General features: G+C 41.3%; 36 protein-coding genes and 1 pseudogene. 29 read left to right on the top strand and 8 right to left on the bottom strand.

The window, feature by feature from the left end:
* Positions 1-46 precede the first annotated feature (46 nt).
* On the bottom strand, positions 47-2,620 hold the full coding sequence (plsB, locus tag MKL33_RS11615; protein ID WP_005067259.1) for a glycerol-3-phosphate 1-O-acyltransferase PlsB: 2,574 nt from the start codon (positions 2,618-2,620) through the stop codon (positions 47-49).
* Between the two features lie 276 nt (positions 2,621-2,896).
* Here plsB and MKL33_RS11610 point away from each other — a divergent pair, with 276 nt between their 5' ends.
* Together MKL33_RS11610 and MKL33_RS11605 are read left to right on the top strand one after the other, a co-directional pair.
* Positions 2,897-3,769 (top strand): acyl-CoA thioesterase, encoded by an 873-nt coding sequence (locus MKL33_RS11610; protein ID WP_002116924.1) that lies wholly within the window; start codon positions 2,897-2,899, stop codon positions 3,767-3,769.
* A 109-nt stretch (positions 3,770-3,878) separates the two neighbouring features.
* The gene (locus MKL33_RS11605) at positions 3,879-5,144 is read left to right on the top strand and encodes a dicarboxylate/amino acid:cation symporter (protein ID WP_270906992.1); all 1,266 of its coding nucleotides are present in this window, start codon (positions 3,879-3,881) and stop codon (positions 5,142-5,144) included.
* A 45-nt stretch (positions 5,145-5,189) separates the two neighbouring features.
* Here the strand turns inward: MKL33_RS11605 and MKL33_RS11600 are convergent, their stop codons facing one another.
* The 7 genes from MKL33_RS11600 to MKL33_RS11570 all read right to left on the bottom strand — a co-directional run bounded on the left by MKL33_RS11600 (position 5,190) and on the right by MKL33_RS11570 (position 11,356).
* Positions 5,190-6,140: a metal-dependent hydrolase gene (locus tag MKL33_RS11600; protein ID WP_080631032.1), complete on the bottom strand. Its 951-nt coding sequence runs from the start codon at positions 6,138-6,140 to the stop codon at positions 5,190-5,192.
* Between the two features lie 124 nt (positions 6,141-6,264).
* Positions 6,265-7,041, bottom strand: coding sequence for a ribosome biogenesis GTP-binding protein YihA/YsxC (yihA, locus tag MKL33_RS11595; protein WP_002116788.1), 777 nt, complete (start codon positions 7,039-7,041; stop codon positions 6,265-6,267).
* A gap of 100 nt (positions 7,042-7,141) precedes the next feature.
* Positions 7,142-7,579 carry an RrF2 family transcriptional regulator gene (locus MKL33_RS11590; protein WP_032063095.1) on the bottom strand — a complete coding sequence of 146 codons (438 nt, stop codon included), beginning with the start codon at positions 7,577-7,579 and terminating at the stop codon, positions 7,142-7,144.
* Positions 7,580-7,666: 87 nt separating this feature from the next.
* The gene (locus MKL33_RS11585) at positions 7,667-8,431 is read right to left on the bottom strand and encodes a globin domain-containing protein (protein ID WP_270906977.1); all 765 of its coding nucleotides are present in this window, start codon (positions 8,429-8,431) and stop codon (positions 7,667-7,669) included.
* A gap of 2 nt (positions 8,432-8,433) precedes the next feature.
* Complete coding sequence (locus MKL33_RS11580) at positions 8,434-8,586, bottom strand: hypothetical protein (RefSeq protein WP_014207750.1); 153 nt, start codon at positions 8,584-8,586, stop codon at positions 8,434-8,436.
* Complete coding sequence (locus tag MKL33_RS11575; RefSeq protein ID WP_270906976.1) at positions 8,576-10,123, bottom strand: helicase HerA-like domain-containing protein; 1,548 nt, start codon at positions 10,121-10,123, stop codon at positions 8,576-8,578. The genes MKL33_RS11580 and MKL33_RS11575 overlap by 11 nt, the downstream gene beginning before the upstream one ends.
* A 42-nt stretch (positions 10,124-10,165) precedes the next feature.
* Positions 10,166-11,356 carry a PLP-dependent transferase gene (locus tag MKL33_RS11570; RefSeq protein ID WP_032036725.1) on the bottom strand — a complete coding sequence of 397 codons (1,191 nt, stop codon included), beginning with the start codon at positions 11,354-11,356 and terminating at the stop codon, positions 10,166-10,168.
* 168 nt (positions 11,357-11,524) lie between these two features.
* On the opposite strand from MKL33_RS11570, the gene MKL33_RS11565 reads away from it, so the two are divergent.
* From MKL33_RS11565 to rpsD, 27 genes and pseudogenes are all read left to right on the top strand, one after another.
* Positions 11,525-12,253 carry a type 1 glutamine amidotransferase gene (locus MKL33_RS11565; protein WP_044099980.1) on the top strand — a complete coding sequence of 243 codons (729 nt, stop codon included), beginning with the start codon at positions 11,525-11,527 and terminating at the stop codon, positions 12,251-12,253.
* Positions 12,254-12,506: 253 nt separating this feature from the next.
* Positions 12,507-12,818, top strand: a complete 312-nt coding sequence (gene rpsJ, locus MKL33_RS11560; RefSeq protein WP_000070912.1) for a 30S ribosomal protein S10 — start codon at positions 12,507-12,509, stop codon at positions 12,816-12,818.
* Between the two features lie 58 nt (positions 12,819-12,876).
* A complete protein-coding gene (gene rplC / locus MKL33_RS11555; protein ID WP_002117051.1) occupies positions 12,877-13,515 on the top strand; it encodes a 50S ribosomal protein L3 in 639 nt (212 codons plus the stop codon).
* 11 nt (positions 13,516-13,526) lie between these two features.
* Positions 13,527-14,129, top strand: coding sequence for a 50S ribosomal protein L4 (gene rplD, locus MKL33_RS11550; protein WP_002049755.1), 603 nt, complete (start codon positions 13,527-13,529; stop codon positions 14,127-14,129).
* Positions 14,126-14,446 (top strand): 50S ribosomal protein L23, encoded by a 321-nt coding sequence (gene rplW / locus MKL33_RS11545; protein ID WP_002049693.1) that lies wholly within the window; start codon positions 14,126-14,128, stop codon positions 14,444-14,446. The genes rplD and rplW overlap by 4 nt, the downstream gene beginning before the upstream one ends.
* Positions 14,447-14,457: 11 nt before the next feature.
* Positions 14,458-15,282: a 50S ribosomal protein L2 gene (gene rplB / locus MKL33_RS11540; protein ID WP_002049686.1), complete on the top strand. Its 825-nt coding sequence runs from the start codon at positions 14,458-14,460 to the stop codon at positions 15,280-15,282.
* A gap of 13 nt (positions 15,283-15,295) precedes the next feature.
* Positions 15,296-15,571, top strand: a complete 276-nt coding sequence (rpsS, locus tag MKL33_RS11535; RefSeq protein WP_001138119.1) for a 30S ribosomal protein S19 — start codon at positions 15,296-15,298, stop codon at positions 15,569-15,571.
* Positions 15,572-15,582: 11 nt separating this feature from the next.
* Complete coding sequence (gene rplV, locus MKL33_RS11530) at positions 15,583-15,912, top strand: 50S ribosomal protein L22 (protein WP_001982638.1); 330 nt, start codon at positions 15,583-15,585, stop codon at positions 15,910-15,912.
* Position 15,913: 1 nt separating this feature from the next.
* Positions 15,914-16,730, top strand: a pseudogene (gene rpsC, locus MKL33_RS11525) (30S ribosomal protein S3).
* Entirely contained in the window at positions 16,670-17,083 is a 414-nt protein-coding gene (gene rplP, locus MKL33_RS11520) for a 50S ribosomal protein L16 (RefSeq protein WP_002049688.1), read from the top strand. Before rpsC ends, rplP begins: the two are co-directional and overlap by 61 nt.
* Positions 17,083-17,280 (top strand): 50S ribosomal protein L29, encoded by a 198-nt coding sequence (rpmC, locus tag MKL33_RS11515; protein WP_000849928.1) that lies wholly within the window; start codon positions 17,083-17,085, stop codon positions 17,278-17,280. Before rplP ends, rpmC begins: the two co-directional genes overlap by 1 nt.
* Positions 17,277-17,534: a 30S ribosomal protein S17 gene (gene rpsQ / locus MKL33_RS11510; protein WP_002116661.1), complete on the top strand. Its 258-nt coding sequence runs from the start codon at positions 17,277-17,279 to the stop codon at positions 17,532-17,534. Before rpmC ends, rpsQ begins: the two co-directional genes overlap by 4 nt.
* A 92-nt stretch (positions 17,535-17,626) precedes the next feature.
* Positions 17,627-17,995 (top strand): 50S ribosomal protein L14, encoded by a 369-nt coding sequence (rplN, locus tag MKL33_RS11505; protein ID WP_001982634.1) that lies wholly within the window; start codon positions 17,627-17,629, stop codon positions 17,993-17,995.
* A gap of 9 nt (positions 17,996-18,004) precedes the next feature.
* A complete protein-coding gene (rplX, locus tag MKL33_RS11500; RefSeq protein ID WP_002116820.1) occupies positions 18,005-18,322 on the top strand; it encodes a 50S ribosomal protein L24 in 318 nt (105 codons plus the stop codon).
* A 15-nt stretch (positions 18,323-18,337) separates the two neighbouring features.
* Positions 18,338-18,874, top strand: a complete 537-nt coding sequence (rplE, locus tag MKL33_RS11495) for a 50S ribosomal protein L5 (RefSeq protein WP_002116961.1) — start codon at positions 18,338-18,340, stop codon at positions 18,872-18,874.
* A 9-nt stretch (positions 18,875-18,883) separates the two neighbouring features.
* Complete coding sequence (gene rpsN, locus MKL33_RS11490; protein ID WP_002049689.1) at positions 18,884-19,189, top strand: 30S ribosomal protein S14; 306 nt, start codon at positions 18,884-18,886, stop codon at positions 19,187-19,189.
* A gap of 11 nt (positions 19,190-19,200) precedes the next feature.
* On the top strand, positions 19,201-19,596 hold the full coding sequence (rpsH, locus tag MKL33_RS11485; protein WP_002049732.1) for a 30S ribosomal protein S8: 396 nt from the start codon (positions 19,201-19,203) through the stop codon (positions 19,594-19,596).
* 13 nt (positions 19,597-19,609) lie between these two features.
* Positions 19,610-20,143 carry a 50S ribosomal protein L6 gene (rplF, locus tag MKL33_RS11480; RefSeq protein WP_002116801.1) on the top strand — a complete coding sequence of 178 codons (534 nt, stop codon included), beginning with the start codon at positions 19,610-19,612 and terminating at the stop codon, positions 20,141-20,143.
* Between the two features lie 14 nt (positions 20,144-20,157).
* Positions 20,158-20,508 (top strand): 50S ribosomal protein L18, encoded by a 351-nt coding sequence (gene rplR, locus MKL33_RS11475; RefSeq protein ID WP_002049741.1) that lies wholly within the window; start codon positions 20,158-20,160, stop codon positions 20,506-20,508.
* A gap of 2 nt (positions 20,509-20,510) precedes the next feature.
* A complete protein-coding gene (gene rpsE, locus MKL33_RS11470) occupies positions 20,511-21,008 on the top strand; it encodes a 30S ribosomal protein S5 (protein ID WP_001141025.1) in 498 nt (165 codons plus the stop codon).
* Positions 21,009-21,014: 6 nt separating this feature from the next.
* Positions 21,015-21,191, top strand: a complete 177-nt coding sequence (gene rpmD, locus MKL33_RS11465; RefSeq protein WP_000849088.1) for a 50S ribosomal protein L30 — start codon at positions 21,015-21,017, stop codon at positions 21,189-21,191.
* A gap of 3 nt (positions 21,192-21,194) precedes the next feature.
* Positions 21,195-21,635 carry a 50S ribosomal protein L15 gene (gene rplO / locus MKL33_RS11460; protein WP_002116985.1) on the top strand — a complete coding sequence of 147 codons (441 nt, stop codon included), beginning with the start codon at positions 21,195-21,197 and terminating at the stop codon, positions 21,633-21,635.
* 45 nt (positions 21,636-21,680) lie between these two features.
* Positions 21,681-23,000, top strand: coding sequence for a preprotein translocase subunit SecY (gene secY / locus MKL33_RS11455; protein ID WP_014207743.1), 1,320 nt, complete (start codon positions 21,681-21,683; stop codon positions 22,998-23,000).
* A 20-nt stretch (positions 23,001-23,020) separates the two neighbouring features.
* The gene (gene rpmJ / locus MKL33_RS11450) at positions 23,021-23,137 is read left to right on the top strand and encodes a 50S ribosomal protein L36 (RefSeq protein WP_000867907.1); all 117 of its coding nucleotides are present in this window, start codon (positions 23,021-23,023) and stop codon (positions 23,135-23,137) included.
* 106 nt (positions 23,138-23,243) lie between these two features.
* A complete protein-coding gene (gene rpsM, locus MKL33_RS11445; RefSeq protein ID WP_000090816.1) occupies positions 23,244-23,600 on the top strand; it encodes a 30S ribosomal protein S13 in 357 nt (118 codons plus the stop codon).
* A gap of 19 nt (positions 23,601-23,619) precedes the next feature.
* On the top strand, positions 23,620-24,006 hold the full coding sequence (gene rpsK / locus MKL33_RS11440; protein WP_001040166.1) for a 30S ribosomal protein S11: 387 nt from the start codon (positions 23,620-23,622) through the stop codon (positions 24,004-24,006).
* Positions 24,007-24,018: 12 nt separating this feature from the next.
* Entirely contained in the window at positions 24,019-24,645 is a 627-nt protein-coding gene (rpsD, locus tag MKL33_RS11435) for a 30S ribosomal protein S4 (RefSeq protein ID WP_000135204.1), read from the top strand.
* Positions 24,646-24,650 lie beyond the last annotated feature (5 nt).

Genomic DNA, 24,650 nt, shown 5'->3' with positions numbered 1-24,650 from the left:
TAAAATAAAAGGCAACCGAAGTTGCCTTTTATTTTGACTGAAGACTTTAAGCTTTTTTGCGTTTTAAACGGCGTTTAGCTTGTTGAGATGCCATTGCTTCAAGAGCATCTTTCAATTCTTCGTCGGTAAAGGTGGTGATGTGCTGTAACATTTGTAAGGTTACTTCATCAAGTACCAACTGTGCACCAGCAGCCATTTGACGGAAGTTATCATCAAACTCAATTTGGCCTTGGTCATTGGTACGAATATAATTTTGCTGTGTAAGCACTTTTAAGAAACTTTGGAATAAAGCTTTGTCGAAGAACTCTGGCGAATTAAATTCATATAGAACTGATAAACGTTGTCCTAATAAATGACTTAACTCTTCAACTTGTTTAGCAGAAATATTACCAGAACCACGTTGAGTAATGAGCGCAAGCGTCATGTAGTAACGCTCAAGACTTTGCTTAACTGGCGTTGCTAAAACAACAAGCTGATTATGCTCTTCTGTATTTGGCGCAGAGCTAATCAAGTTACCTTCATCGTCTTGTTGAATAAGGTTAGATTGAACTAGAGCATCTGCATATTGCTCAACTTGTGCCTTAAGCTCGCTACTCTTCCATTTAAGGAATAACTCAGCTTTCAAGAATGGATAGAGCGTATAGATGACATTAGTTAAATCTGAACGACTGATTTTTCCATTATGCTCAACAAGTGATGCTACTAGAGAAGGTAAAACAAAGGCGTGCAAGATGTTATTACGGAAGTAAGTCAAAAGAACAGCTTGATTATCTTCAATCGCAATAATATCGCCAAGCGCATGCTGAACGCGTTTAATGAGTTTAAGCTTTAAACCATACGCAATAATTTCTTTACCAGAAAGTGGCGTTACTTCCATACGTTGGTCATATGGGAAGTTCGATGCCAAGTTACGATAAGCTTCTAGCTGCTTAATACAAATTTCTTCATCAAGCGTATGCTTTGGAGTTGCAAGCAAAATAATAGAAAGTAAAGAAACAGGGTTTATCACCACAGCTCGGTTAATATTTTCTAAAATTGCATGTGCAGAGCTATTTACTGCATCTGAAACAGCTTGAGGAATTGGGTCGTCATTTTTCTCGATATAAACGTTTTCTGCATTATGTTGCTTAAGCAGATCATCAAGGAAAACGGGTTCACCAAAGTTCACGTGGACTTTACCAAAGATACGTTCAATTTTTCGTAAGGTTTTCACAATACCAAAAATAGATTCGGCTTCTTTTGGCTTACCTTGCATTTCGCCTACGTAAGTTGAGCCTTCCATAAGTCGTTCATAACCAATATAAGTTGGTAAGAAAACGATAGGTTTAGCACGGCCACGTAAATGGCTGTGAACTGTCATGGCAAGCATACCGGTTTTAGGCGGTAATAAACGTCCAGTACGTGAACGTCCACCTTCAATAAAGTATTCAAGAGGCGTGTTGCGTGACAAAATACTATATAGATATTCTTTAAATACAGTAGTGTAGAGTCCATTTCCACGGAAAGAGCGGCGAATGAAGAATGCACCGCCACCACGTAGAAGCTGTCCAACAAAAGGTAAGTTTAAGTTATCGCCCGCAGCAATATACGGAACCATTAAGCCACGTTTATAGATGACATATGACAATAGTAAATAGTCAATGTGACTACGATGGCACGGTGTATAGACAACTTCATAGTCTTTCGCTAGTTCACGAACCGTACTAAAGTTATGTACTTCTACACCGTCATAAAGCTGGGTCCATAGGCGTGTTAAGGCAAGATCGGCAAAGCGCACTGCTGAGTGCGAATAATCCGATACGATTTCATTCACATAGCCAATCGCACGGCGTTCAGCTTCAAGCATGCTCACTTTTCCGCGAATACTTTCACGGCGGATTGCTTCTTGCACATCACGAGATTTAACAACCGATTGCATGACATTGCGGCGATCCGACAAATCGGGGCCTAACACGACTTCACGCTGACGGTCTAAATAATCATTTAACGTACTTACAATATAAGTTGCTGGTGAAAGATTTGGATAATGCTGCTGTGCATATTCAACCAATTCACGTAGCGATTGTGGTTCATGAAATTCTAAATAAGACTGACGGCCATGCAAACCAATATTAACCAGCTGCTTAACTGTGCTTGGTGTTGCCCATGTGTCTGAAAATAATAATTTAAACCAAGAATCTTCTTTATCTGGCGAACGGCCCCATAAAACTGTAACCGGAACAAGCTCTATATCAAGTTCAGGGTTTTCTTGTAAAACTTCAATCAGTTTTATTAAACGCGGTGGAAAAGCATGAGGAGGCGGATTCAGTAAATTATTTTCATCATTGTGCTGTAAAAATAAAACTGATGCTTTTTCCTGATGAGTACCCACAATGAGTGGGTCTAACGCAGGTTTTAAATTTAAACGACGCGTTTCTCCATCAACCACTAAAGCATTGCTTCGAGAGTGGTTTTGTAAGACGTAACAAACCACTTTTTGGCGGTCAGTTTTTGCTTCTGTTTCTGTTGTTTCTGATACTGGTTCAGTAGGAACTTCCCCAAGAACATGTGGTGTTACCACGAGGTCAAGTAGTTTACTCGAAAGCCGACGATACATTTGACCAAACCCACTCTTGGACATAAGAACTCCTACTTCTTAAAGACAAATCCCAGCACCAAATGCAGAGGGTAATTATTTTGCGGCATTTATTAAAAAAAACAATATGCTACTTTCTTATAAATTATAATGCTTTTGGCATATTTTATCGTTAAAAATCGTATTTTTAGCTGTTATATGAGCAATCTTCATCAGAAGTTGACTGATTGTTCCATGTTCAAATAGTTTTTTATGGCACAATAGATTCTACACATCTGTACTTTAATACGATTTTTTACCTGAAATATGAAGGTATCTCTCATGAATGCGTTAACCCAAGAACTTGTCGATCTTCTTACTTTAGAAAAGCTAGAAGAAAATATTTACCGTGGCATAAGCCGTAATCTTGTCGGTAAACGTGTCTTTGGCGGGCAGGTTTTGGGTCAGGCTTTACGTGCGGCATCCTATACAACCGATCGCCCAGCGCATTCTTTGCATGCATATTTTTTGTATGGCGGTGATATTAATGCCCCAATTATCTATGAAGTAGACCGTTTACGTGATGGAAAGAGTTTCGTAAGTCGTCAGGTTCGTGCAATTCAGCATGGGCGAGTTATCTTTTCGGCGATGGTTTCTTTTGCTAACCCCGAAGAAGGACTGAATTATCAACATCAAGAACCAGAGTATCCTGCACCAGAGACTCTTAAATCTGAAAATGAGCTCAAAGAAGGTATTTTAAATTTCGTACCTGAAAATGTTCGTGCTAGTTTCATGCGTGAGCGCCATGTAGAAATCCGCCCAATTGATCCGGTAAATCCGTTTCAGCCTCAACCTGAAGCGCCGTATAATGCACACTATATCCGCACACATGACCGTATTCCAAAACAATTAGATGATATTGCCCTCCATCAAGCAATTGTTGCGTTTTATTCAGACTTTACCTTAATGACAACTGCTTTGAGACCGCATGGGCTTAGCTATATTTCTCCAAGTTTGCAGTGTGCAAGTATTGATCATGCCATCTATTTTCATCGTCCGCTGCGTGCCGATGAATGGATGCTTTACGATATGGAAGCAACAGTCAGCGCAGCTTCTCGCGGTTTAAACTTTGGCCGTATGTGGCAAAATGGTCAGCTGGTATGCAGTACAGTACAAGAGGGTTTAATTCGTTTGCGGGAAATTGAAACGCAATAAACTTATTTATAAAGCCATCTGATTAGATGGCTTTTTTATTTTTAATTGAAATGATGTGACAAAAAATTGCTCGTATGAAAAGCAAGCTCATGTCATATTTGCAAAAGGATTGCCAACTGAAAAAAATAATGCTGATATGAACTTAAATACACAAATTCTTATTGCGGCCATTTTAGGCTTAGCCTTTGGTTTTATATTAACGTTGTATCCCGATACTGCGTTTATAAAACATAGTTTATATGGGTTAGGCATATTAAGTAGTGTCTTTATTGGGCTGCTTAAAATGTTGTTGGTGCCTTTGATTTTTAGCTCGATTGTTGTGGGAGTATCTAATTTGCAGGCGGGAGGGCAGTTAGGTCCAGTCTGGAAAATTACCTTTTTATGTTGTTTGACTACAACAACATTAGCTTTAATTTTAGGTATAAGTTGTGCTCATCTATTTGAAGTAGGGCGCGGTATAGATATCTCTATTTTCCAAACGTCTATGCAAAACTATCAGGCACCAGATAGTTTAAATCCTGCAAGTTTTTTCACTAATTTTATTCAAAATACATTAATTAACCCATTTAAAGCATTTAGTGATGGTAACGTTTTAGCTGTTGTGGTGTTTGCACTATTTGTTGGTGTTGCTTTAGTCCATGGCGGTGAGCGTTTTAAAAGTATTCGCGTATTAAGTCATCAATTTTTTGAAATGATGATGATGCTAGTCGGCTGGGTAATGAAGCTAGCACCTTTGGGTATTTTTGCTTTGTTAGCAAAGTTAATGGCAACGGAAGATATTTCAGTACTAAGTCGTTTGGCTGAGTTTGCTGTTGTAGTGACGGGTACTACCATTTTTCATGGTGCTGTTGTTTTACCGTTACTACTTTGGATTTTTGGCCGCATGAGTCCTTGGGCTTTTTTCAAAGGAACACGTACAGCGCTAATTACAGCATTTGCAACCAGCTCTAGTTCTGCCACAATGCCCCTTAGTATGAAATGCGCACAAGAAAACTTAGGTGTTCGTCCGCAAACAGCTGGTTTTGTAATTCCTTTAGGTACACAGCTTAATATGGATGGCACTGCACTATATGAAGCAGCCGCTGCATTATTTGTCGCAAATTTGGTGGGGCTAGACTTAAACCTGACACAACAAATTATTGTGTGTTTAACAGCAATGATTGCATCACTAGGGGCCCCTGGAATTCCAAGTGCTGGTATGGTTACCATGATTATGGTTTTACAGTCTGTAGGTTTACCGGCTGAAGCAATTGCAATTTTACTTCCGATTGACCGCCTATTGGATACGGTAAGAACAGTGGTAAATGTGCAGGGTGATATGATGATTAGTGTGGTTGTAGATCGTTATACGAAAGATAAAGATATCAGTGTCTAATCTCCTAAATAAAAAAGCAGGATTTAAAATCCTGCTTTTTTATTTTTAAGCGGCTTGAAGTTCTGCTCTTTTTGCTGCTGGAGATTGCGATAAATAGCTAACCGCATCTTCAGTGCTGCCTTCTTTAACTGGATCATACCAAGGCATGAGGTAATCAATTTGTTGGGCAATCAGCCAGATTGGGTTTGGTAAAACCTGATTATCTTTTCTGCTAATTTTATACCACTCTACAGCAACCCATACTGGGAAAAATCTAGATTTAGCAGCATCAGCAAAACGTGGATCTTGTTTCATAATATGCGCAGCGCCATCTACCCATAATCCAAGCACCAGTACAATTACTGCAAGGCTTAAATAGTAGCGTGGAATATATCCACCACCCAAATGGCGGTATAAATCAAAAGCAACGGTACGGTGTTCAATTTCTTCTGAACCATGCCATTTAACCAGATCGACCATTTCAGGGTCAGCGCCTAATTCTTCCCAACGCTTGTTATAGAGTGCATATTTCCCTAATACACAGGTCATATGCTCAACAGTTGCAATAACGCCTAAACGGAAAAGGTCCCATTGCCCTTGTAGAAATTGAGGAACTTCTTTATCAAATGGTTTATCTGCTAAGGCAGTGGTAAATAGATAATTCATAATGTCCAGATTTCGCTGGATATCAATATTACGTGCGCTTAAATATTCTTTATTGGCAGAAGTATGCGCATTGGCATGCATAGCTTCTTGGCGGATAAATGCTTGGACATCCTGTTTAAGTTTTTCGTCTTTAATTTGCGGTAAAACTTTATTGTACAAACGGCAAAACCAAAATTCTCCAGCAGGTAAGATGTTATTAATTTCATTAATAAAATAACTTGCGAAAGGCTGATTTGGAATCCAGTCAACAGGGGTATCTTTCCAGTCAAATTTTACTTTACGTGGAAGAATTTTATAGTCAATAGAAGAACCTAAAGCCTTGTTCTTCAAAAAAGATAACAATTTCATCATTTAGTCCTGATTTTTAACTCGATGAAGTTATAAAGAGTATAAAAAAAGCCCCTACATTTGTGTTTAGCAATAGGGGCCAATTTGAAAATAAATTTAATAAAGAAATTGTATCTGTTTTGACGATTTACTCTTCAGTATCCTCATCTGATGCTTCAGGGATCGCGTCAACGTCGAATTCCGGCTCTTGATCAAGCGTAAAATGCAGGCGTCCAGCCATAACACTTGCTAGCTCTTCTAAACCTAATTTATTAAGTGATGAGAAAAGTTGAATCGAGAAATCAAGCTTCATTTTTTTCAGTTGTTGCTTAACTTCTAATAGCACTTTGTTTGCAGGGCCACGATTAAGTTTGTCAGCTTTCGTTAAGAGAATATGAACAAAGAGATGACGTGAATAAGCCCACTCTAGCATCATCATGTCGAAATGCTGTAGAGGATGGCGAATATCCATCAGTAATACTAACCCTTGTAAGCTTTTACGATGGATTAAATAGTTCTCTAATTCTTTTTGCCATACTCGTTTCATATCTTCAGGTACGGCTGCATAGCCATAGCCAGGAAGATCGACTAAACGTTGATCAGGATTACCTAAACTAAAGAAGTTAATCATCTGAGTACGGCCAGGTTTTTTAGAGGCGCGCGCTAGCTGTTTTTTGTTAGTTAAGGCATTGATAGCACTGGACTTACCGGCATTTGAGCGTCCTGCAAAAGCGATCTCGTAGCCACTATCTTCAACACAAAGTGCCAATTTAGGTGCACTCATTAGAAACTCAGCTTGGCGTAACCAGTTGAGTGATTGCACAGCATATGCTGTGATCGCTGGATCTGGTTTCTTTTCATAGCTGATCTTTTGCTTGGGTGCGAGTCTGGCTTTGGTGTCTTTCGATTTTTCACTACGACGCATAAAAAATAACTTTTTAAATGAGAGGGCTCGCGCCTAGTATAAAGGAGCTTGGGTATTCTTGCTAATTTTCAATAAGTCGAGTTATCAAAATCAGTAGAGCTTAGATTTGTAAAAATGCAATAGGGGAGTTGGCAGGAGCAGATTTTGATTGCTGCAAAACTTCTCCGAGTGTGTATTGATCTAGACTTTGGTAAAAGCTCTCTAAAGCCTGATCTAAAATACCTTTTAAACCACAGTGACTGCGTAATACACAAGGTGGTGTATTACATTCAACAATTTGATTGTCGCCCTGTAATATTCGAACAATTGAACCTAAATTTGAGTTAAGTGCCTCTGGATTTAAGCGAATTCCGCCGCCTTTTCCACGAATGGTAATAATCCATTCCTGCTTGCCCATGAAGTGAACAACTTTAACTAGATGGTTTTGTGAAACATGCAAATCTTTCGCGATTTCTGCAATCGTGTAGGGTGCATCACTTGGGCGTGCAACATACATTAAGAGTCGTAATGCATAATCGGTAAATTTATTAAGTTGCATGATCACCAAAAATGGAAGAGATTAAAAGGATGATCATCTTAGCCTGAAAGTCTAAATAAGAAAACTTTCAGGCAAGAGGTTTTTACATTACAGCGTTAAAGGGGCTGAAACCTGTACTTGATCACCAACTCTATAATGCTCAAGTAGAATATTAGCAACTGAAAACTCAGTATGATTTTCTTCAGGCTGCACTTCAATGTGATACGAGTTATCTTCTTGAGCTTCAGTAAATTTAAACGCTTTCGGTTGTTCAAGTTGTTGCTCGGGAACTTGTACTTTAACTGAAATAAAGGCATTTGCTGGGCTAGTCAGTACGTCTTCATGGTCAGTTGCTTTTAAAGTGAAGCGTTTGCCAGATTCCAAAGGATCAATTTGAGTAATTTCAAATGAACGCCAGCCAGCCCATCCACCTTTTAAGCTTTCAAGTTGTTCATATTTTTGTTTTTCAACACCAATCAAGATATCAGCCAACTGTAAGTATGCTTGCTTCCACGCTTCAATAAGCTCTGATTCGAATGGCACGTTGAGTACTTCACTAATTGAATGAAGCAAGTTGTCCCCAACAATTGCATATTGGTCTGGTTGAATATCTAAGCTCACGTGTTTAGTGGTGATGCGTTCTACCGCTTTAGCGAGCACGGTAGGATTCTCAATATTTTCTGCATAAGCAAGCACAGCAGCTGCAAGAGCACGTGGCTGACGTAAGCTGGTTTGGTCATCTAAATTGAAAACATTTTTTAATTCGGGGTTGTTATTAAGCATGCGCTTATAAAAGTATGTAGTCAGCGTAACGCCGTGTTCACGTAAAACCGGTACAGTAGATTTAACAAGTTCAATTTGTTGTGGAGTCATGGCTAGACCTTATTTATCTGGCTATATAAGATGTATTTAAAATACATCTTTAAAAAATTAATGGCAATAACTTTTTTATAAAAAACCATAAAAAAATTAGGGGATATAAAATCCCCTAAAATTAACGCAATTTTTTTAATATTTTTATTTACCAAATAAAGAGCCGAGCAAGCCCCTTACGAGTTTTTGGCCGGTACTTCCTCCTAAACTGCGTGCAGCACTTTTGGCAAAAGTTCCCACAATGTCTTGTGTGAGTTTAGCTCGTTCACGGGCTGCCCTTTCTTCCTCTTTTAATTGCTCACGTGCCAAACGTTCCTGCTCTTTAGCTTGCTGTTTTGCTAAAGTTTCTTGTTCTTTAGCTTGTTGTTTTGCAAGTTCGGCGTCTTGCTGCTGTTGTTCGCGTTCAGCAACTTTATTCTGTAGCATTTCATAGGCACTATCACGATCTACAGCTTGTTCATAAACCCCAGCAATAATACTTTGCGAGATTAAAGTCTGACGCTCTTCTGGAGTGATCGGTGTAAATGCAGAGTACGGAGGCATAACCCAACCACGTTCTACAATCTGTGGTGTACCTTGCTCATCTAGACAGCTAATGAGTGCCTCACCAACACCAAGTTGGGTAATAGCTTCATCAACTTTAAACTCGGGATTAGCACGGAAAGTGTCTGCTGCGGTTTTTACAGCTTTTTGATCTTTAGGGGTGAATGCACGTAATGCATGTTGAACGCGATTACCAAGTTGACCAAGAACGCTTTCGGGTAAATCGAGTGGGTTTTGAGTAATAAAGTAGATACCCACCCCTTTGGAGCGGATTAAACGTACCACTTGTTCAATTTTGTCTTGTAGAGCTTGGCTGGCATTATCAAATAACAAGTGAGCTTCATCAAAGAAAAACACGAGTTTAGGCTTATCCATGTCACCCACTTCTGGTAGCTGTTCAAATAACTCTGAAAGCATCCATAAGAGGAAAGTGGCGTATAACTTAGGCGTATTCATAAGCTTGTCAGCAGCAAGAATATTGATATAGCCATGCCCATTTGCATCGGTTTGGATAAAATCCAGAATATTTAAAGCTGGTTCCCCAAAGAACTGTTCTCCACCTTGGTCGGCAAGTGCTAATAAATTGCGCTGAATAGCGCCTAGGCTTGCTGGAGATAAATTGCCATATTCAGCTTTAAAATCAGCTGCATGTTCACTCACAAAAGTGATCATGGCTTTTAAGTCTTTAAAATCGACTAAAAGTAAACCTTGGTCATCTGCAATACGGAATACAGCAGATAAAACACCTTCTTGGGTATCATTTAAGTTGAGTATGCGTGCTAATAAAATTGGCCCAATTTCAGAAATGGTGGTTCGGATAGGATGACCTTGCTGACCAAATAAATCCCAAAAAACAACTGGATTCGCTGAGAATGGAACACTATCAATTTGTAAAAGTTTTAAGCGTTGATTAAATTTATCCGAAGCTTCACCAGCTTTTGCAAGACTCGAAACATCGCCTTTAGCATCGGCAAGAAATACCGGCACACCGATTCGAGAGAAACTCTCTGCTAGAACTTTTAACGTAACTGTTTTACCTGTACCTGTCGCGCCTGCAATAAGTCCATGACGGTTAGCAAACTGGGGAAGTAAAACAATTTCTTTTGATGTGTCCTTAATATTTTTAGCAATAACAATCGGTGTACCCATATATTTTTATCCTATGGTTTGAGTCACTATAATCTTGTCGTTTTACAGTTGTTTCAGTGCATTTTCGATATCTTGTATCAAATCTTGCGGATCTTCTAGTCCTATACAGAATCGGACCAATAATCCTTGTTGTAAATGTGTATTCTCAAGTTTTCTCATCATTTTTAAATCATAAAGCATAATCAGGCTAACAGGTCCACCCCAGCTAAAGCCGAGCTTAAATAACTCTAATGCATCGCAGAAACGACGTACTGCTGTAATGTCATATTCAGGTTTAAAAATAACACTCACTAAGCCAGCACTTTGACCGTCTATGCAGATTTCTTGCCAATATTGATGGCCTGGTGAGGATTCATCACTTGGGTGTAGAACTTGTGCAAATTGAGGCTGGTTCTTTAGCCATTTAAGTAGAGTGTGAGCATTGGCTGACTGTTGTTCATAGCGTAAAGACATATGAGCAAGGCTGCGTTGAACTTGAGCTGCATCATCTCCAGAGATTGCGATGCCCAAAATAGCATGCGTACGGAATAAGCGGTGATGAAGTTTCTCATCACGAGTTACAATGCTACCCATTAAAATGTCACCACCACCACTTGGATATTTGGTTAGTGCGTGAACGGTTAAATCAACAGATAGATGTTCATCAGAAAAATTGAAAGCATTAAACGCAAGCCCCGCTCCCCAGGTGTTATCTAGAGCAGTCAATACACCATTTTTTTTAGCTTTTTTGACTAGATTTTTAAGATCAGGAAATTCTAAAGTAACTGAACCTGCAGCTTCTAACCATAATAGTTTACTTCTTTCGGTGGGTTGAAAACTTGCAGCGTCAATGGGGTTATATACTTTAACAATAATGCCATATTGACTTTGTAGATAAGTTAAATGCTCTAGATTTGGACCGTAAATATTGTCTGGAACCCATACTTCGTCATTAGTGCTTAAAAATGCTGAGTTCACAATATTAATTGCGGATAGGCCACTCGGTGCAAGTAAACAATGCAAGCCACCTTCAATTTGCGCAATATTGTCGCCTAAGGTGAATGTGGTAGGGGTGCCATGTGTTCCATAGCTATAGTCATACTTATCAGTCCAATGACGATCAAAAAGGTGCGAAGTTGATTTGAAAATAATAGTTGATGCGCGAAATAAGGGAGGTTGCACTGTTTCAATGAATTGCGGAGCCTTTCTTGGGGCATGAATGAGGCGAGTCTGGAAATCGTTATGCTTTTTCATAGTGCGTTATGTTTTAAATGATAAAGTTAGATTAAGAGAAATTTAAACTCTTCGCTAGATTTATAAAGTTTTGTAAGAGGTTTCGTTACAGTAGACCTATAAAACAAAAACTTGGCTTTATTTTTGCAAAGACCACTACAACATTCTAACAACAATAGGTTTAAGCGCATGAAGTCGCATTTAAGAGTTCATTATTTTCAACATATCGCGGGTGAGGGTTTTGGGAGTTGTTATTCATTTTTAAAAGCTCACCACGCGACTATTAGTTCTACGGAGTTTTTTGCACTTCCGGTTGATCGGTCACTTGAAATAGAAGCTTTACCACAAATTGATGAGGTTGACTTATTATTAGTCATGGGTGGCACCATGAGTGTAAATGATGAAGCGAATTATCCATGGCTTAAGATAGAGAAAAGATGGTTGCGTCGTTATTTAGCAGCAGGAAAGCCTGCTATAGGTCTCTGTTTGGGTGGGCAGCTAATTGCTAATGCACTAGGCGCCGCAGTCAGTCGAAACCGCTATCAGGAACTTGGCTGGTCAACAGTTCAGAGGGTGGCAAATTTACCTCAAGACAGTTTTCCATTGCCTGAAAAGATAAAGGTGATGCAGTGGCATAGCGAAACATTTGAAATACCCAAGGGTGCCATACACTTAGCCGAGAATATAGCTTGTCGTAATCAGATGTATCAAATTGGAAAAAATGTACTGGGTTTTCAATTTCATCCAGAAATGACACCGGCAGCTTTAGAACTCTTACTTGAAAATGAAGAAGAGCTATCTATTTTTAATGGAGAATATGTGCAGCCTGTGAGTGAACTACAATATTCAGAAGCACAAAAATTTGAACAAGGTAATCAACTCTTAAATAAAGCGATTGAATTTGTTATAAACGCCTAGAGTGAGTTGAGAATACTAGGTTAAAGTGTGTTTTGAACAAAAAATAGAAAAAGAGAATTGCATAAGACTTAAACAATCGTTATAATGGGCGACCCTCAAAAGGAGGGGCATTTACTGCGAAGAAAGTAGTAAATGTGCATTACAGTCGTGGCATCGATCATGACCTTAGTGATTTTCACTGCCTTTGACACTTACCAATGGGTGAGATGCGTCAAGGGTGATTCTTTATATGTTTGGCTTGGAGTTTACTGGTATGTCTAACCAGAGAATTCGTATCCGTTTGAAGTCTTTTGATCATCGTCTGATTGATCAATCTGCTCAAGAGATCGTAGAAACCGCTAAGCGTACTGGCGCACAAGTTTGTGGTCCAATTCCGATGCCTACTCGCATCGAACGCTTCAACGTTCTTACTTCACCGCACGTTAACAAAGATGCGCGTGACCAGTACGAAATCCGCACCTATAAACGTTTGATCGATATCGTTCAACCTACAGATAAAACTGTTGATGCATTGATGAAATTAGATCTTGCGGCTGGTGTTGATGTTCAGATCGCTTTGGGTTAAGGCTTTCGGTTGATTAACTTCTAAGTTAATTAGGCCGCTTTTTTAGAGGTTTATGCACATGGCTATTGGTTTAGTCGGTCGCAAATGTGGTATGACTCGCATCTTTACAGATGCAGGTGTTTCTGTACCTGTTACAGTCATCGAAGTCGATCCAAACCGCATTACGCAAATCAAAACACTTGAAACTGATGGTTATCAAGCTGTTCAAGTAACTACTGGTGAACGTCGCGAATCTCGCGTAACTAACGCTCAGAAAGGTCACTTCGCGAAAGCTGGTGTTGCTGCTGGTCGTTTAGTTAAAGAGTTCCGTGTTACTGAAGCTGAGCTTGAAGGCCGTGAAGTTGGCGGTACTATTGGCGTTGATTTGTTCACAGTTGGTCAAGTAGTTGACGTAACTGGTCAATCAAAAGGTAAAGGTTTCCAAGGTGGTGTTAAACGTTGGAACTTCCGTACCCAAGACGCTACTCACGGTAACTCAGTTTCTCACCGTGTATTAGGTTCTACAGGTCAAAACCAGACTCCTGGACGCGTGTTCAAAGGCAAGAAAATGGCTGGTCACTTAGGTGATGAACGCGTAACAGTACAAGGTCTTGAAATCGTATCTATTGACGCTGAACGTTCTGTTTTAGTTGTTAAAGGTGCAATTCCTGGTGCAACTGGCGGCGACGTGATTGTACGTCCTACCATCAAGGCCTGAGGGGAAATACCGTGAATTTGAAAACTGTTTCCGGCTCTGCTGTTGAATTGTCTGAAGTTGCTTTCGGACGTGAATTTAACGAAGCTCTTGTACACCAAGTTGTTACTGCTTACTTAGCAGGTGGTCGTCAAGGTACTCGTGCTCAGAAATCACGTGCAGACGTTTCTGGCGGTGGTAAAAAGCCATTCCGTCAAAAAGGTACTGGTCGTGCTCGTGCGGGTTCTATTCGTAGCCCTATCTGGGTTGGCGGTGGTAAAACTTTTGCTGCTCGTCCACAAGATTGGTCTCAAAAAGTAAACCGTAAGATGTACCGCGGTGCAATGCAATGTATCTTAGCTGAACTTGTTCGCCAAGATCGTCTTGTATTAGTTGAAGAGTTTGCTGTTGCAGCTCCAAAAACTAAAGAATTGCTTGCAAAGCTTAACGACTTAAATGCTGCTCGTGCATTAATCGTTACTGACGCTGTAGATGAGAACTTATATCTTGCAGCACGCAACCTTCCGCATGTAGATGTGGTAGATGCAACTGCAATCGATCCTGTAAGCTTGATCGCGTTTGATAAAGTTGTGATGTCTGTAGCTGCTGCTAAGAAAATTGAGGTAGAACTCGGATGAACAACGAACGTATCTATCAAGTCCTAAAAGGACCAGTCTTCTCAGAAAAGGCACAAGTATTAGGTGATACTGTTGGTGTTCAAGTATTTAAAGTAGACATCAATGCTACTAAGCTTGAAATCAAAAAAGCAGTTGAAAAACTTTTTGGTGTAGAAGTTGTTAAAGTTAACACAACTATTACTAAAGGTAAGACTAAGCGCTTTGGTCGTACATTGGGACGCCGTTCTGATGTTAAAAAAGCATACGTCACCCTGAAAGCTGGCCAAGATGTTGAAATGGCTGACTTGGGCGATACCGCTGAAAGCGCAGCGGAATAAGGACGAAAATTATGCCGATTCAAAAATGTAAGCCAACGTCTCCAGGACGTCGCTTTGTAGAGAAAGTGGTTCATGACCATCTTCACAAAGGCGCTCCTTACGCACCGTTGGTTGAAGCTAAAAAACGTACTGGTGGTCGTAATAACAACGGTCACATTACTACTCGTCACGTTGGTGGTGGTCATAAACAACACTACCGTATCGTTGACTTCAAACGTAACAAAGACAGCATCCCAGCTGTTGTAGAGCGTATTGAATACGATCCAAACCGTACAGCACATATTGCTTTGTTGAAATATGCTGATGGTGAGCGTCGTTATATCATCGCACCTAAAGGCTTACGTGCTGGCGATAAAGTACAATCTGGTAACGATGCTCCAATTCGTCCAGGTAACTGCTTGCCACTTCGTAATATGCCGATCGGTTCTACACTTCATAACGTTGAACTTAAAATTGGTAAGGGTGCGCAATTAGCGCGTTCTGCTGGTGCTTCTGTTCAGTTGTTGGGTCGTGATGGTTCTTACGCAATTATTCGTCTTCGTTCAGGCGAAATGCGTAAAGTACATGTTGAATGCCGCGCTGTAATTGGTGAAGTTTCTAACCAAGAAAACAACCTTCGTTCATTGGGTAAAGCTGGTGCTTCGCGCTGGCGTGGTGTTCGTCCTACCGTACGTGGTATGGCGATGAACCCGATTGATCACCCGCACGGTGGTGGTGAAGGGCGTAACAAAGGTATTCAACCTGTAAGCCCATGGGGTCAAAAAGCTAAAGGGTACAAGACACGTACCAATAAGCGTACGACTAAGATGATTATTCGCGACCGTCGCGTCAAGTAAAGGAATCTGACTAATGCCTCGTTCTCTGAAAAAAGGCCCATTCGTCGATGCGCACTTGTTCGCTAAGGTTGAAGCGGCTGTTGCTAGTAACTCTCGCAAGCCGATTAAAACTTGGTCTCGTCGTTCGATGATCCTTCCAGATTTTGTTGGTTTAACAATTTCTGTTCATAATGGTCGTAACCACGTTCCAGTAATTGTTACTGAGCATATGGTTGGTCATAAACTCGGTGAATTCGCGCCAACTCGTACCTATCGTGGTCACGGTGTTGACAAGAAATCTAAACGTTAATAGGTGTCATGATGGAAGTAACTGCTAAATTACGCGGTGCCGCTATCTCGGCACAGAAAGCACGTTTGGTTGCAGATCTTATTCGCGGCAAATCTGTTGCGCATGCTTTAAATATCTTAAACTTCAGCAATAAAAAAGCTGCTGTTTTAGTAAAAAAAGCATTGGAATCTGCGATTGCAAACGCTGAACACAATAACAGTTTAGATGTTGACGATCTTAAAGTATCTACGATTTACGTTGACGAAGGCATGAGCCTTAAACGTATTATGCCACGTGCTAAAGGCCGTGCAGATCGTATTACTAAGCGTACTTGTCACATCACCGTTAAGGTAGGGGTTTGATATGGGTCAGAAGGTTCATCCAATCGGTATCCGCCTAGGTGTTGTGAAACGTCATAACGCTAACTGGTATGCGAATCCGAAACAATACGCTGAATACTTGCTTAAAGATCTTCAAGTTCGTGAGTTTTTAACTAAAAAACTTAAGAATGCGATGGTAAGCAACATTCTTATCGAACGTCCATCAGGCGCTGCTAAAGTAACTATTAGCACAGCTCGTCCTGGTATCGTAATCGGTAAAAAAGGCGAAGATATTGAGAAATTACAGCGCGAACTTACCAGCATTATGGGTGTTCCAGCGCAAGTAAGTATCAACGAAATTGATCGCCCAGACTTAGATGCGCGTTTAGTTGCTGAAGCAATCGCTTCTCAATTAGAAAAGCGTGTAATGTTCCGTCGTGCTATGAAGCGTGCGGTTCAAAACACTATGCGTGCTGGTGCTAAAGGTATCAAAGTTGAAGTGTCTGGCCGTTTAGGTGGTGCAGAGATTGCTCGTACAGAATGGTATCGTGAAGGTCGTGTACCTTTACATACGCTACGTGCAGACATTGACTATGCAACTATGCGTGCAGAAACAACTTACGGTACGATTGGTGTTAAAGTTTGGATTTTCCGTGGCGAGATTTTAGGTGGCATGAAACAAGTCATGAACCCTGCTCCTGCTGAAGATCGTCCAGCTAAACGTGGTCGTGGTCGTGGTGAAGGTCAAGAGCGTCGTGGTCGTCGCGGTGACCGTGCTGCTGACAAGGGAGAATAATCCATGTTGCAACCTAAACGTACCAAATTCCGTAAGGTGCACAAAGGCCGTAATACTGGTCTAGCGCATCGTGGTAGTACAGTATCATTTGGTTCGATTGCAATCAAAGCAACTGAACGTGGTCGTATGACTGCTCGTCAGATTGAAGCTGCACGTCGTACTATTAGCCGCCGTATTAAGCGTGGTGGTAAAATCTTTATTCGCGTATTCCCGGATAAACCAATTACTCAAAAGCCTCTTGAAGTGCGTATGGGTAAAGGTAAGGGTAGCGTGGAGTACTGGGTTTGCCAGATCCAACCAGGTAAGATCCTGTACGAAATTGAAGGTGTGAACGAAGAATTAGCGCGTGAAGCATTTGCTTTAGCTGCTGCTAAACTTCCGTTTAAAACCACTATCGTGACTCGGACGGTAATGTAATGAAAACTAAAGATCTACGTGAAAAATCGGTAGAAGAGTTGAAAGCTTTGCTTGATGAGCAACAGCTTAATCAATTCCGTCTTCGTATGGCGAAAGCAACTGGTCAGTTGGGTAAATCGCATGAAGTGCAAGTTGCTCGTAAGACAATTGCTCGTATTAAGACACTCCTTACCGAAAAACAGGGGAACGGACAATGAGTGAAAAAACAGTCCGCACGTTAACCGGCAAAGTAGTAAGCGACAAAATGGACAAGTCTATTGTTGTTCTTATCGAACGCCGCGTTCAACACCCGTTGTATGGCAAGTCAATTCGCCGTTCAACTAAGTTACACGCTCATGATGAAAACAATGTTGCTAAGCTTGGCGATGTTGTGACCATTAAAGAAAGCCGCCCAATTTCTAAAACTAAAGCTTGGACTTTAGTGGAAGTAGTTGAAGCAGCTGCTGAGTAATTCGACGTTCTTGTTGCATCATCGGTCAATTTCGAGTACTCTTTGAGCCTTTCGAAATTGTGACCGGTGATGCTCGGTTTTGGAGTAGGGCAATGATTCAAACCGAAACTATGCTCGACGTAGCAGACAACAGTGGTGCTCGCCGCGTACAATGTATTAAAGTACTTGGTGGTTCACATCGTCGTTATGCTTCTGTTGGCGACATTATTAAAGTTACTGTAAAAGAAGCAATCCCACGCGCACGTGTTAAAAAAGGTGACGTGATGAATGCGGTTGTAGTTCGTACTAAATTCGGCATTCGTCGTCCAGATGGTTCTGTGATCCGTTTTGATGATAATGCTGCAGTTATCCTGAACAACAACAAAGCTCCGATTGCTACTCGTATCTTCGGACCAGTGACTCGTGAACTTCGTACTGAACAGTTCATGAAAATCATTTCATTGGCTCCTGAAGTTCTATAAGAGGCAATCATGGCTAAGATTAAAAAAGGCGATCAAGTTATCGTGATCGCAGGTAAAGAAAAAGGCAAACAGGGTACTGTATTGTCTGTTTCTGAAGACCGCGTTAAGGTTGAAGGCCTTAACTTAGTGAAGAAGCATCAAAAGCCGAATCGTGTAACTGGCGCTGAAGGCGGTATCGTTACTCAAGAAGCTTCGCTTCATATTTCAAACGTGGCAATTTTAAATGCTACAACCCAGAAGGCTGACCGTGTTGGTTACCAAGTGATTGATGGCGTGAAAACTCGCGTTTATAAATCAAATGGTGAATCAGTGGCGGTAGCGAAGTAATAGGTTGAAAAGGCAATGGCCAGACTTAAAGCACGTTACAACGAAGAACTTAAAGCGAAGTTACAAGAAGAACTTAGCATTAAGAACGTGATGGAAATTCCACGCATCACAAAAATTACCCTAAACATGGGTGTAGGCGCAGCTGCAACTGATAAGAAATTATTAGATGGCGCTGTAGTCGACATGCAATTAATTGCTGGTCAAAAACCAGTAATTACACTTGCTCGTAAATCTATCGCTGGTTTCAAAATCCGTGATGGTTGGCCGATTGGTTGTAAAGTTACTTTACGTGGCGACCAAATGTACGAATTCTTGGACCGTTTGATCTCAATCGCAATCCCTCGTATCCGTGACTTCCGTGGTTTCTCTTCGAAATCATTTGATGGTCGTGGTAACTACTCAATGGGTTTGAAAGAGCAAATCGTTTTCCCTGAAATCGATTTCGATAAGATTGATCGTATTCGTGGTATGGATATTACTATTACTACGACTGCTCGCACCGATGACGAAGGCCGTGCGCTTATGCGTGCATTCGGCTTCCCGTTCAAATAAGAGGTCGATATGGCTAAGAAAGGTATGATTAATCGCGAATTGAAACGCGAAAAAACAGTTGCTAAATACGCTGCAAAACGTGCTGAATTAAAAGCTACGATTGCAAACGTAAATGCAAGTGAAGAAGAGCGTTTCGAAGCGATGTTAAAGTTACAAGCATTGCCACGTAATGCATCTCCGGTACGTCTTCGTAACCGTTGTGGTTTAACTGGTCGTCCTCATGGTTACTTCCGTAAGTTCGGTTTAAGCCGTAACAAATTACGTGACACAGTAATGCAGGGTGATGTACCAGGCGTTGTTAAGGCAAGCTGGTAAGGAGCGACTAAATGAGTATGCAAGATACCGTTGCCGACATGCTAACACGTGTTCGTAACGCACAAATGGCTAAGAAACAAACTGTTTCTATGCCTTCTTCTAAGTTGAAAGTTGCAATTGCAAACGTACTTCAACAAGAAGGTTATATTTCAAATGTAGAAGTTGCTCAAGAAGAGACAAAATCTACTTTGACAATTACTTTAAAATATTTCGAAGGCAAACCAGTTATCGAAATGGTTAAACGCGTAAGCCGTCCAGGTCTTCGCCAATACCGTGGTAAAGATAAACTTCCAAGCGTTAAGCAAGGTTTAGGTATTGCAATTGTTTCTACAAGCAAAGGCATCATGACTGATCGCGCTGCACGTGCTGCGGGCGTTGGTGGTGAAGTTATTGCTTTTGTTTCTTAATAGGTGATTCCTCATGTCTCGTGTGGCTAAAGCCCCAGTAACTGTACCTAATGGTGTAGCAGTTACTCAGAACGGCCGGCAGGTCGAAGTGAAAGGCAGCAAAGGTACATTGTCTTTCAACCTGCATGCGCTGGTCGAGCTAAAACAGGAAGAAGGTAAACTTCAACTTGCTCCAGTTAAAGAATCGAAAGATGCTTGGATGCAAGCTGGTACTGCTCGCGCTGTATTGAATAACCTTGTTAAAGGGGTTAGTGAAGGCTTCGAACGTAAGTTGCAGCTAGTTGGTGTTGGTTATAAAGCTGCGGTTAAAGGTACTGTTGTAAACCTTAACCTTGGTTTTTCACACCCAATTGACTACGCTTTACCTGAAGGTGTAACAGCGGAAACTCCAACTGCTACTGAAATCATTTTGAAATCAGCAAACAAGCAGTTGTTAGGTCAAGTAGCGGCAGAAATCCGTGCATATCGTTCTCCTGAACCATATAAAGGTAAAGGTGTTCGTTATTCGGATGAAGTCATTCTTCGTAAAGAAGCTAAGAAGAAATAAGGCGCGAGGTTCTTATGAACGAAAAGAAACAATCCCGTTTGCGTCGTGCGAAAAGCACACGCTTGCACATTCGTGCATTGGGTGCGACTCGTTTGTGTGTAAACCGCACTCCGCGTCACATCTATGCTCAAGTTATTTCAGCAGATGGTGGCAAAGTTTTAGCGCAAGCTTCAACTTTGGATGCATCTTTACGTAGCGGTACTACAGGTAATGTAGACGCGGCTACTAAAGTAGGCGCTTTAATCGCAGAGCGTGCGAAAGCAGCTGGTGTAACTAAAGTTGCATTTGACCGTTCTGGTTTTAAATATCATGGTCGTATCAAAGCCTTGGCTGATGCTGCTCGTGAAAACGGCTTGGAGTTCTAATCATGGCTAAAGTTGAACAAAACGAAGGTCTTGTTGAAAAGCTGGTTGCCGTTGATCGTGTAGCCAAAGTTGTTAAGGGTGGTCGTATCTTCTCTTTCACAGCATTAACTGTGGTGGGTGATGGTAATGGTCGTGTTGGTTTTGGTCGTGGTAAAGCTCGTGAAGTTCCAGCTGCTATTTCTAAAGCACTTGAAGCTGCACGTCGCAACATGATTACTGTAGACCTTGCAGGTACTACTTTACAACACCCTGTGAATGCTCGTCATGGTGCAAGCCGTGTATATATGCAACCTGCTTCTGAAGGTACTGGCGTAATCGCTGGTGGCGCTATGCGTGCCGTTCTAGAAGCTGCAGGTGTACATAACGTACTTGCTAAATGTTATGGTTCTACTAATGCTGCAAACGTAGTAAACGCAACTTTCAAAGGTTTGCGTGATATGACTTCTCCTGAGAAAGTCGCTGCGAAACGTGGTAAATCAGTAGAAGAAATTCAAGGGTAATCAATCATGAAAACGATTAAAGTTACCCAGACTAAATCTTCTTCACATCGCTTGAAAAATCACAAGCTTTGCTTACAAGGTTTAGGTCTGCGTCGTATTGGTCATACTGTAGAAGTGCAAGATACGCCTTCTAACCGCGGTATGATCAACAAAGTCTACTATATGGTTAGTGTAGAGGAATAAGCCATGACTCTGCGTTTAAATGAACTTGCGCCTGCAGAAGGTGCAAAACGTGAACACCGTCGTTTAGGCCGTGGTATCGGTTCTGGCGTTGGTAAGACTGGTGGCCGTGGTGTCAAAGGTCAAAAATCACGTAAAAGTGGTGGCGTTCGTCCAGGCTTTGAAGGCGGTCAAACTGCGATTTATCGTCGTTTACCTAAATTCGGTTTCACTAGCCAAATCGCTTTAAAAACTGCTGAAGTACGTTTATCTGAGTTAAGCAAAGTTGAAGGCGACATCGTTAGCCTAGAAACTTTGAAAGCTGCGAATGTTGTTCGTCGTGACCAAATTCGTGCTCGTATCGTACTTTCTGGTGAAATCACTCGTGCATTCACTGTTCAAGGTGTTGCATTGACTAAAGGCGCTAAAGCTGCGATTGAAGCAGCTGGCGGTAAAGTCGAGGAGTAATCTCGAGTGTCTATGTCTCCTAGTTCTTCAGGTCATGTCAACATGATGAAAGGTCAGCCATTTCATGTGAAATACCGTGAAATTATTCGCCGGATGAGTTTTCTAATCGGTGCATTGCTGGTCTTTCGACTAGGAGCGCATATTCCAGTACCAGGCATTAATAATGCTGCGTTAGAAAATTTATTTCATGCGAACCAAGGAACTATTCTTGGGCTATTCAATATGTTTTCTGGCGGTGCTTTAGAGCGAATGTCTATTCTTGCTTTAGGGATTATGCCGTACATTTCTGCGTCAATTATTGTGCAGTTAATGTCTACTGTAATTCCATCACTTGAAGCCTTGAAAAAGGAAGGTGAGCAAGGTAAGCGTAAAATTAATCAGTATACACGTCAGGGCACATTGTTGCTTGCAGTGGTTCAAGCAGTTGGTATGTGCGCAGGTTTGATTGGTCAGGGTATTACTCTGTCAGTTGGTCTTGCGTTTTACATCCCAGCAGTAACTTCACTTGTCGCTGGAACTATGTTCTTAATGTGGCTAGGTGAGCAAATCACTGAAAGAGGTATTGGTAACGGTATCTCAATGATTATTTTTGCAGGTATTGTCGCTGGTTTGCCTAAACTAATTATGCAATCAGTTTCTTCTGTAGATAATGGTCAGACAAGTTTAATTGGTCTTGTAATCTTTGGTCTTTTGTCTTTAGGTGTATTGGCAGCTATTGTGTTTATTGAAAAAGCACAACGTCGCATTCCAGTAAACTATGCGCAAAAGCAACAAGGGCGTCGTATATTTACAGCACAGCAGACGCATTTGCCATTAAAAATTAATATGGCGGGTGTTATTCCTGCGATTTTTGCAAGTTCTTTACTTTTGTTCCCGGCAAGTCTTGGTCAATGGGTGGGAAGTGCAGATCCAAATGCTGGTTTTATTAAAAGCAGCTTACAAGATTTAGCTTTAGTATTGTCGCCTGGACAGCCTTTGTATTTGGTGCTCTTTGGTGCGTTAATTATCTTTTTCTGTTACTTTTATACGGCTTTAGTATTTAGCCCTAAGGAAGTATCAGAAAATCTAAAACGCAGCGGAGCTTATGTGCCTGGTATTCGCCCAGGTGAGCAAACTGCTCGTTACTTAGATCATATTCTTAATCGTTTGACGTTTATTGGTGCGATTTATATTACGGTCATTTGTTTAATGCCAATGATTCTACAAAGCTCTTTTGGGATTCCATTCTATTTGGGTGGTACCTCATTATTGATCGTAGTTGTCGTGGTTATGGACTTTATGGCTCAGCTACAAGCGCATTTAACATCTCATCAATATGACAATCAAACATTAATGAGAAAAACGACTGCTCATCCTAAGGGATAAGCGCACTTAGAGGTTTCATCATGAAAGTACAAGCTTCTGTAAAGAAAATTTGTGGTAGCTGTAAAGTTATCCGTCGTAATGGGGTTATTCGCGTAATTTGTAGCGCAGAACCTCGTCATAAGCAGCGTCAAGGTTAATCTAATCAAGACCTGTTGATTTCAGTAGGCGAATTGGGTTAATATCCGCCCCTCAAGATTTTTGTGGGGCGGTTGATTATCTCTACTGCCTTTTTGGAGAAAGTGAATGGCTCGTATTGCCGGTGTAAACATTCCGGATAACAAGCATGCTGTTATCTCCCTCACTTACATCTTTGGTATCGGTCGCCACACTGCTAAGAATATCTTAGCTACAGTTGGTATTACTGAAACTACTAAGATCCGTGAGTTGGACGATGCTCAGCTTGATGCGATTCGTGCAGAAGTTGCTAAGGTTCCTACCGAAGGTGACTTACGTCGCGAAATTTCCATGAACATTAAACGTTTAATGGATTTGGGTTGCTACCGCGGCCTTCGCCATCGTCGCAGCTTGCCTGTCCGTGGTCAACGCACCAAAACTAACGCACGTACCCGTAAAGGTCCGCGCAAACCGATTAAAAAGTAAGATTTCTGGAAGCTAAAAGATGGCTAAAGATACTCGCACACGCAAGAAGGTCACTCGTACCGTCTCTGAAGGTGTTGCACACATTCACGCGTCTTTTAATAACACCATTGTTACGATTACTGATCGTCAAGGTAATGCATTGGCTTGGGCCACCTCAGGTGGACAAGGCTTCCGTGGTTCACGTAAATCAACTCCGTTTGCTGCTCAGGTAGCTGCTGAAGTTGCTGGTAAAGCAGCTTTAGATTACGGTTTGAAAAATCTGGACGTCCTTGTAAAAGGTCCTGGTCCAGGTCGTGAGTCTGCGGTTCGTGCATTAGGCGCAGTGGGTTATAAGATTAACAGCATTACCGATGTGACTCCAATTCCTCACAACGGTTGCCGTCCACCTAAAAAACGTCGCGTGTAAGGAGAAACATTCATGGCTCGTTATATTGGTCCAAAATGCAAACTCTCTCGCCGCGAAGGGACAGACCTGCAACTTAAATCTGGCGTTAAACCATTTGACGTCAAAACTAAAAAAGCTAACAAAGCACCTGGTCAACATGGTCAGGCACGCGGTGGTAAGCAATCTGAGTATTCACTACAATTACGTGAAAAACAAAAAGTCCGTCGTATTTACGGTGTGTTAGAACGTCAATTTAGTAACTACTATAAAGAAGCAGCTCGTGTTAAAGGCGCAACAGGTGAGAACTTGTTGAAATTGCTTGAAAGCCGTCTTGATAACGTTGTTTATCGCATGGGTTTTGGTTCTACACGTGCAGAAGCTCGTCAGTTAGTAAGTCACCGTAGCATTACTTTGAATGGTCGTCGTGTAAACATCGCATCTATTCAAGTTAAAGCTGGTGATGTAATTGCGGTTCACGAAGGTGCTAAACAACAATTGCGTATTAAAAACGCGATTGAGTTAGCTGCACAACGTGGTATTCCAGCTTGGATCGAAGTTGATCATTCTAAGCTTGAAGGTACGTTTAAAGCTGCACCAGATCGTTCTGATTTACCTGCTGAAATCAACGAAAGCTTGATTGTAGAATTGTATTCTAAATAATCCTT

It is taken from the genome of Acinetobacter sp. AOR43_HL (genome assembly GCF_027854635.1).
In the GTDB taxonomy this organism is placed as follows: Bacteria; Pseudomonadota; Gammaproteobacteria; order Pseudomonadales; family Moraxellaceae; genus Acinetobacter; species Acinetobacter pittii.
The sequence above is the reverse complement of the archived record's forward strand: the minus strand, read 5'-3'. Positions and strand labels throughout refer to the sequence as shown.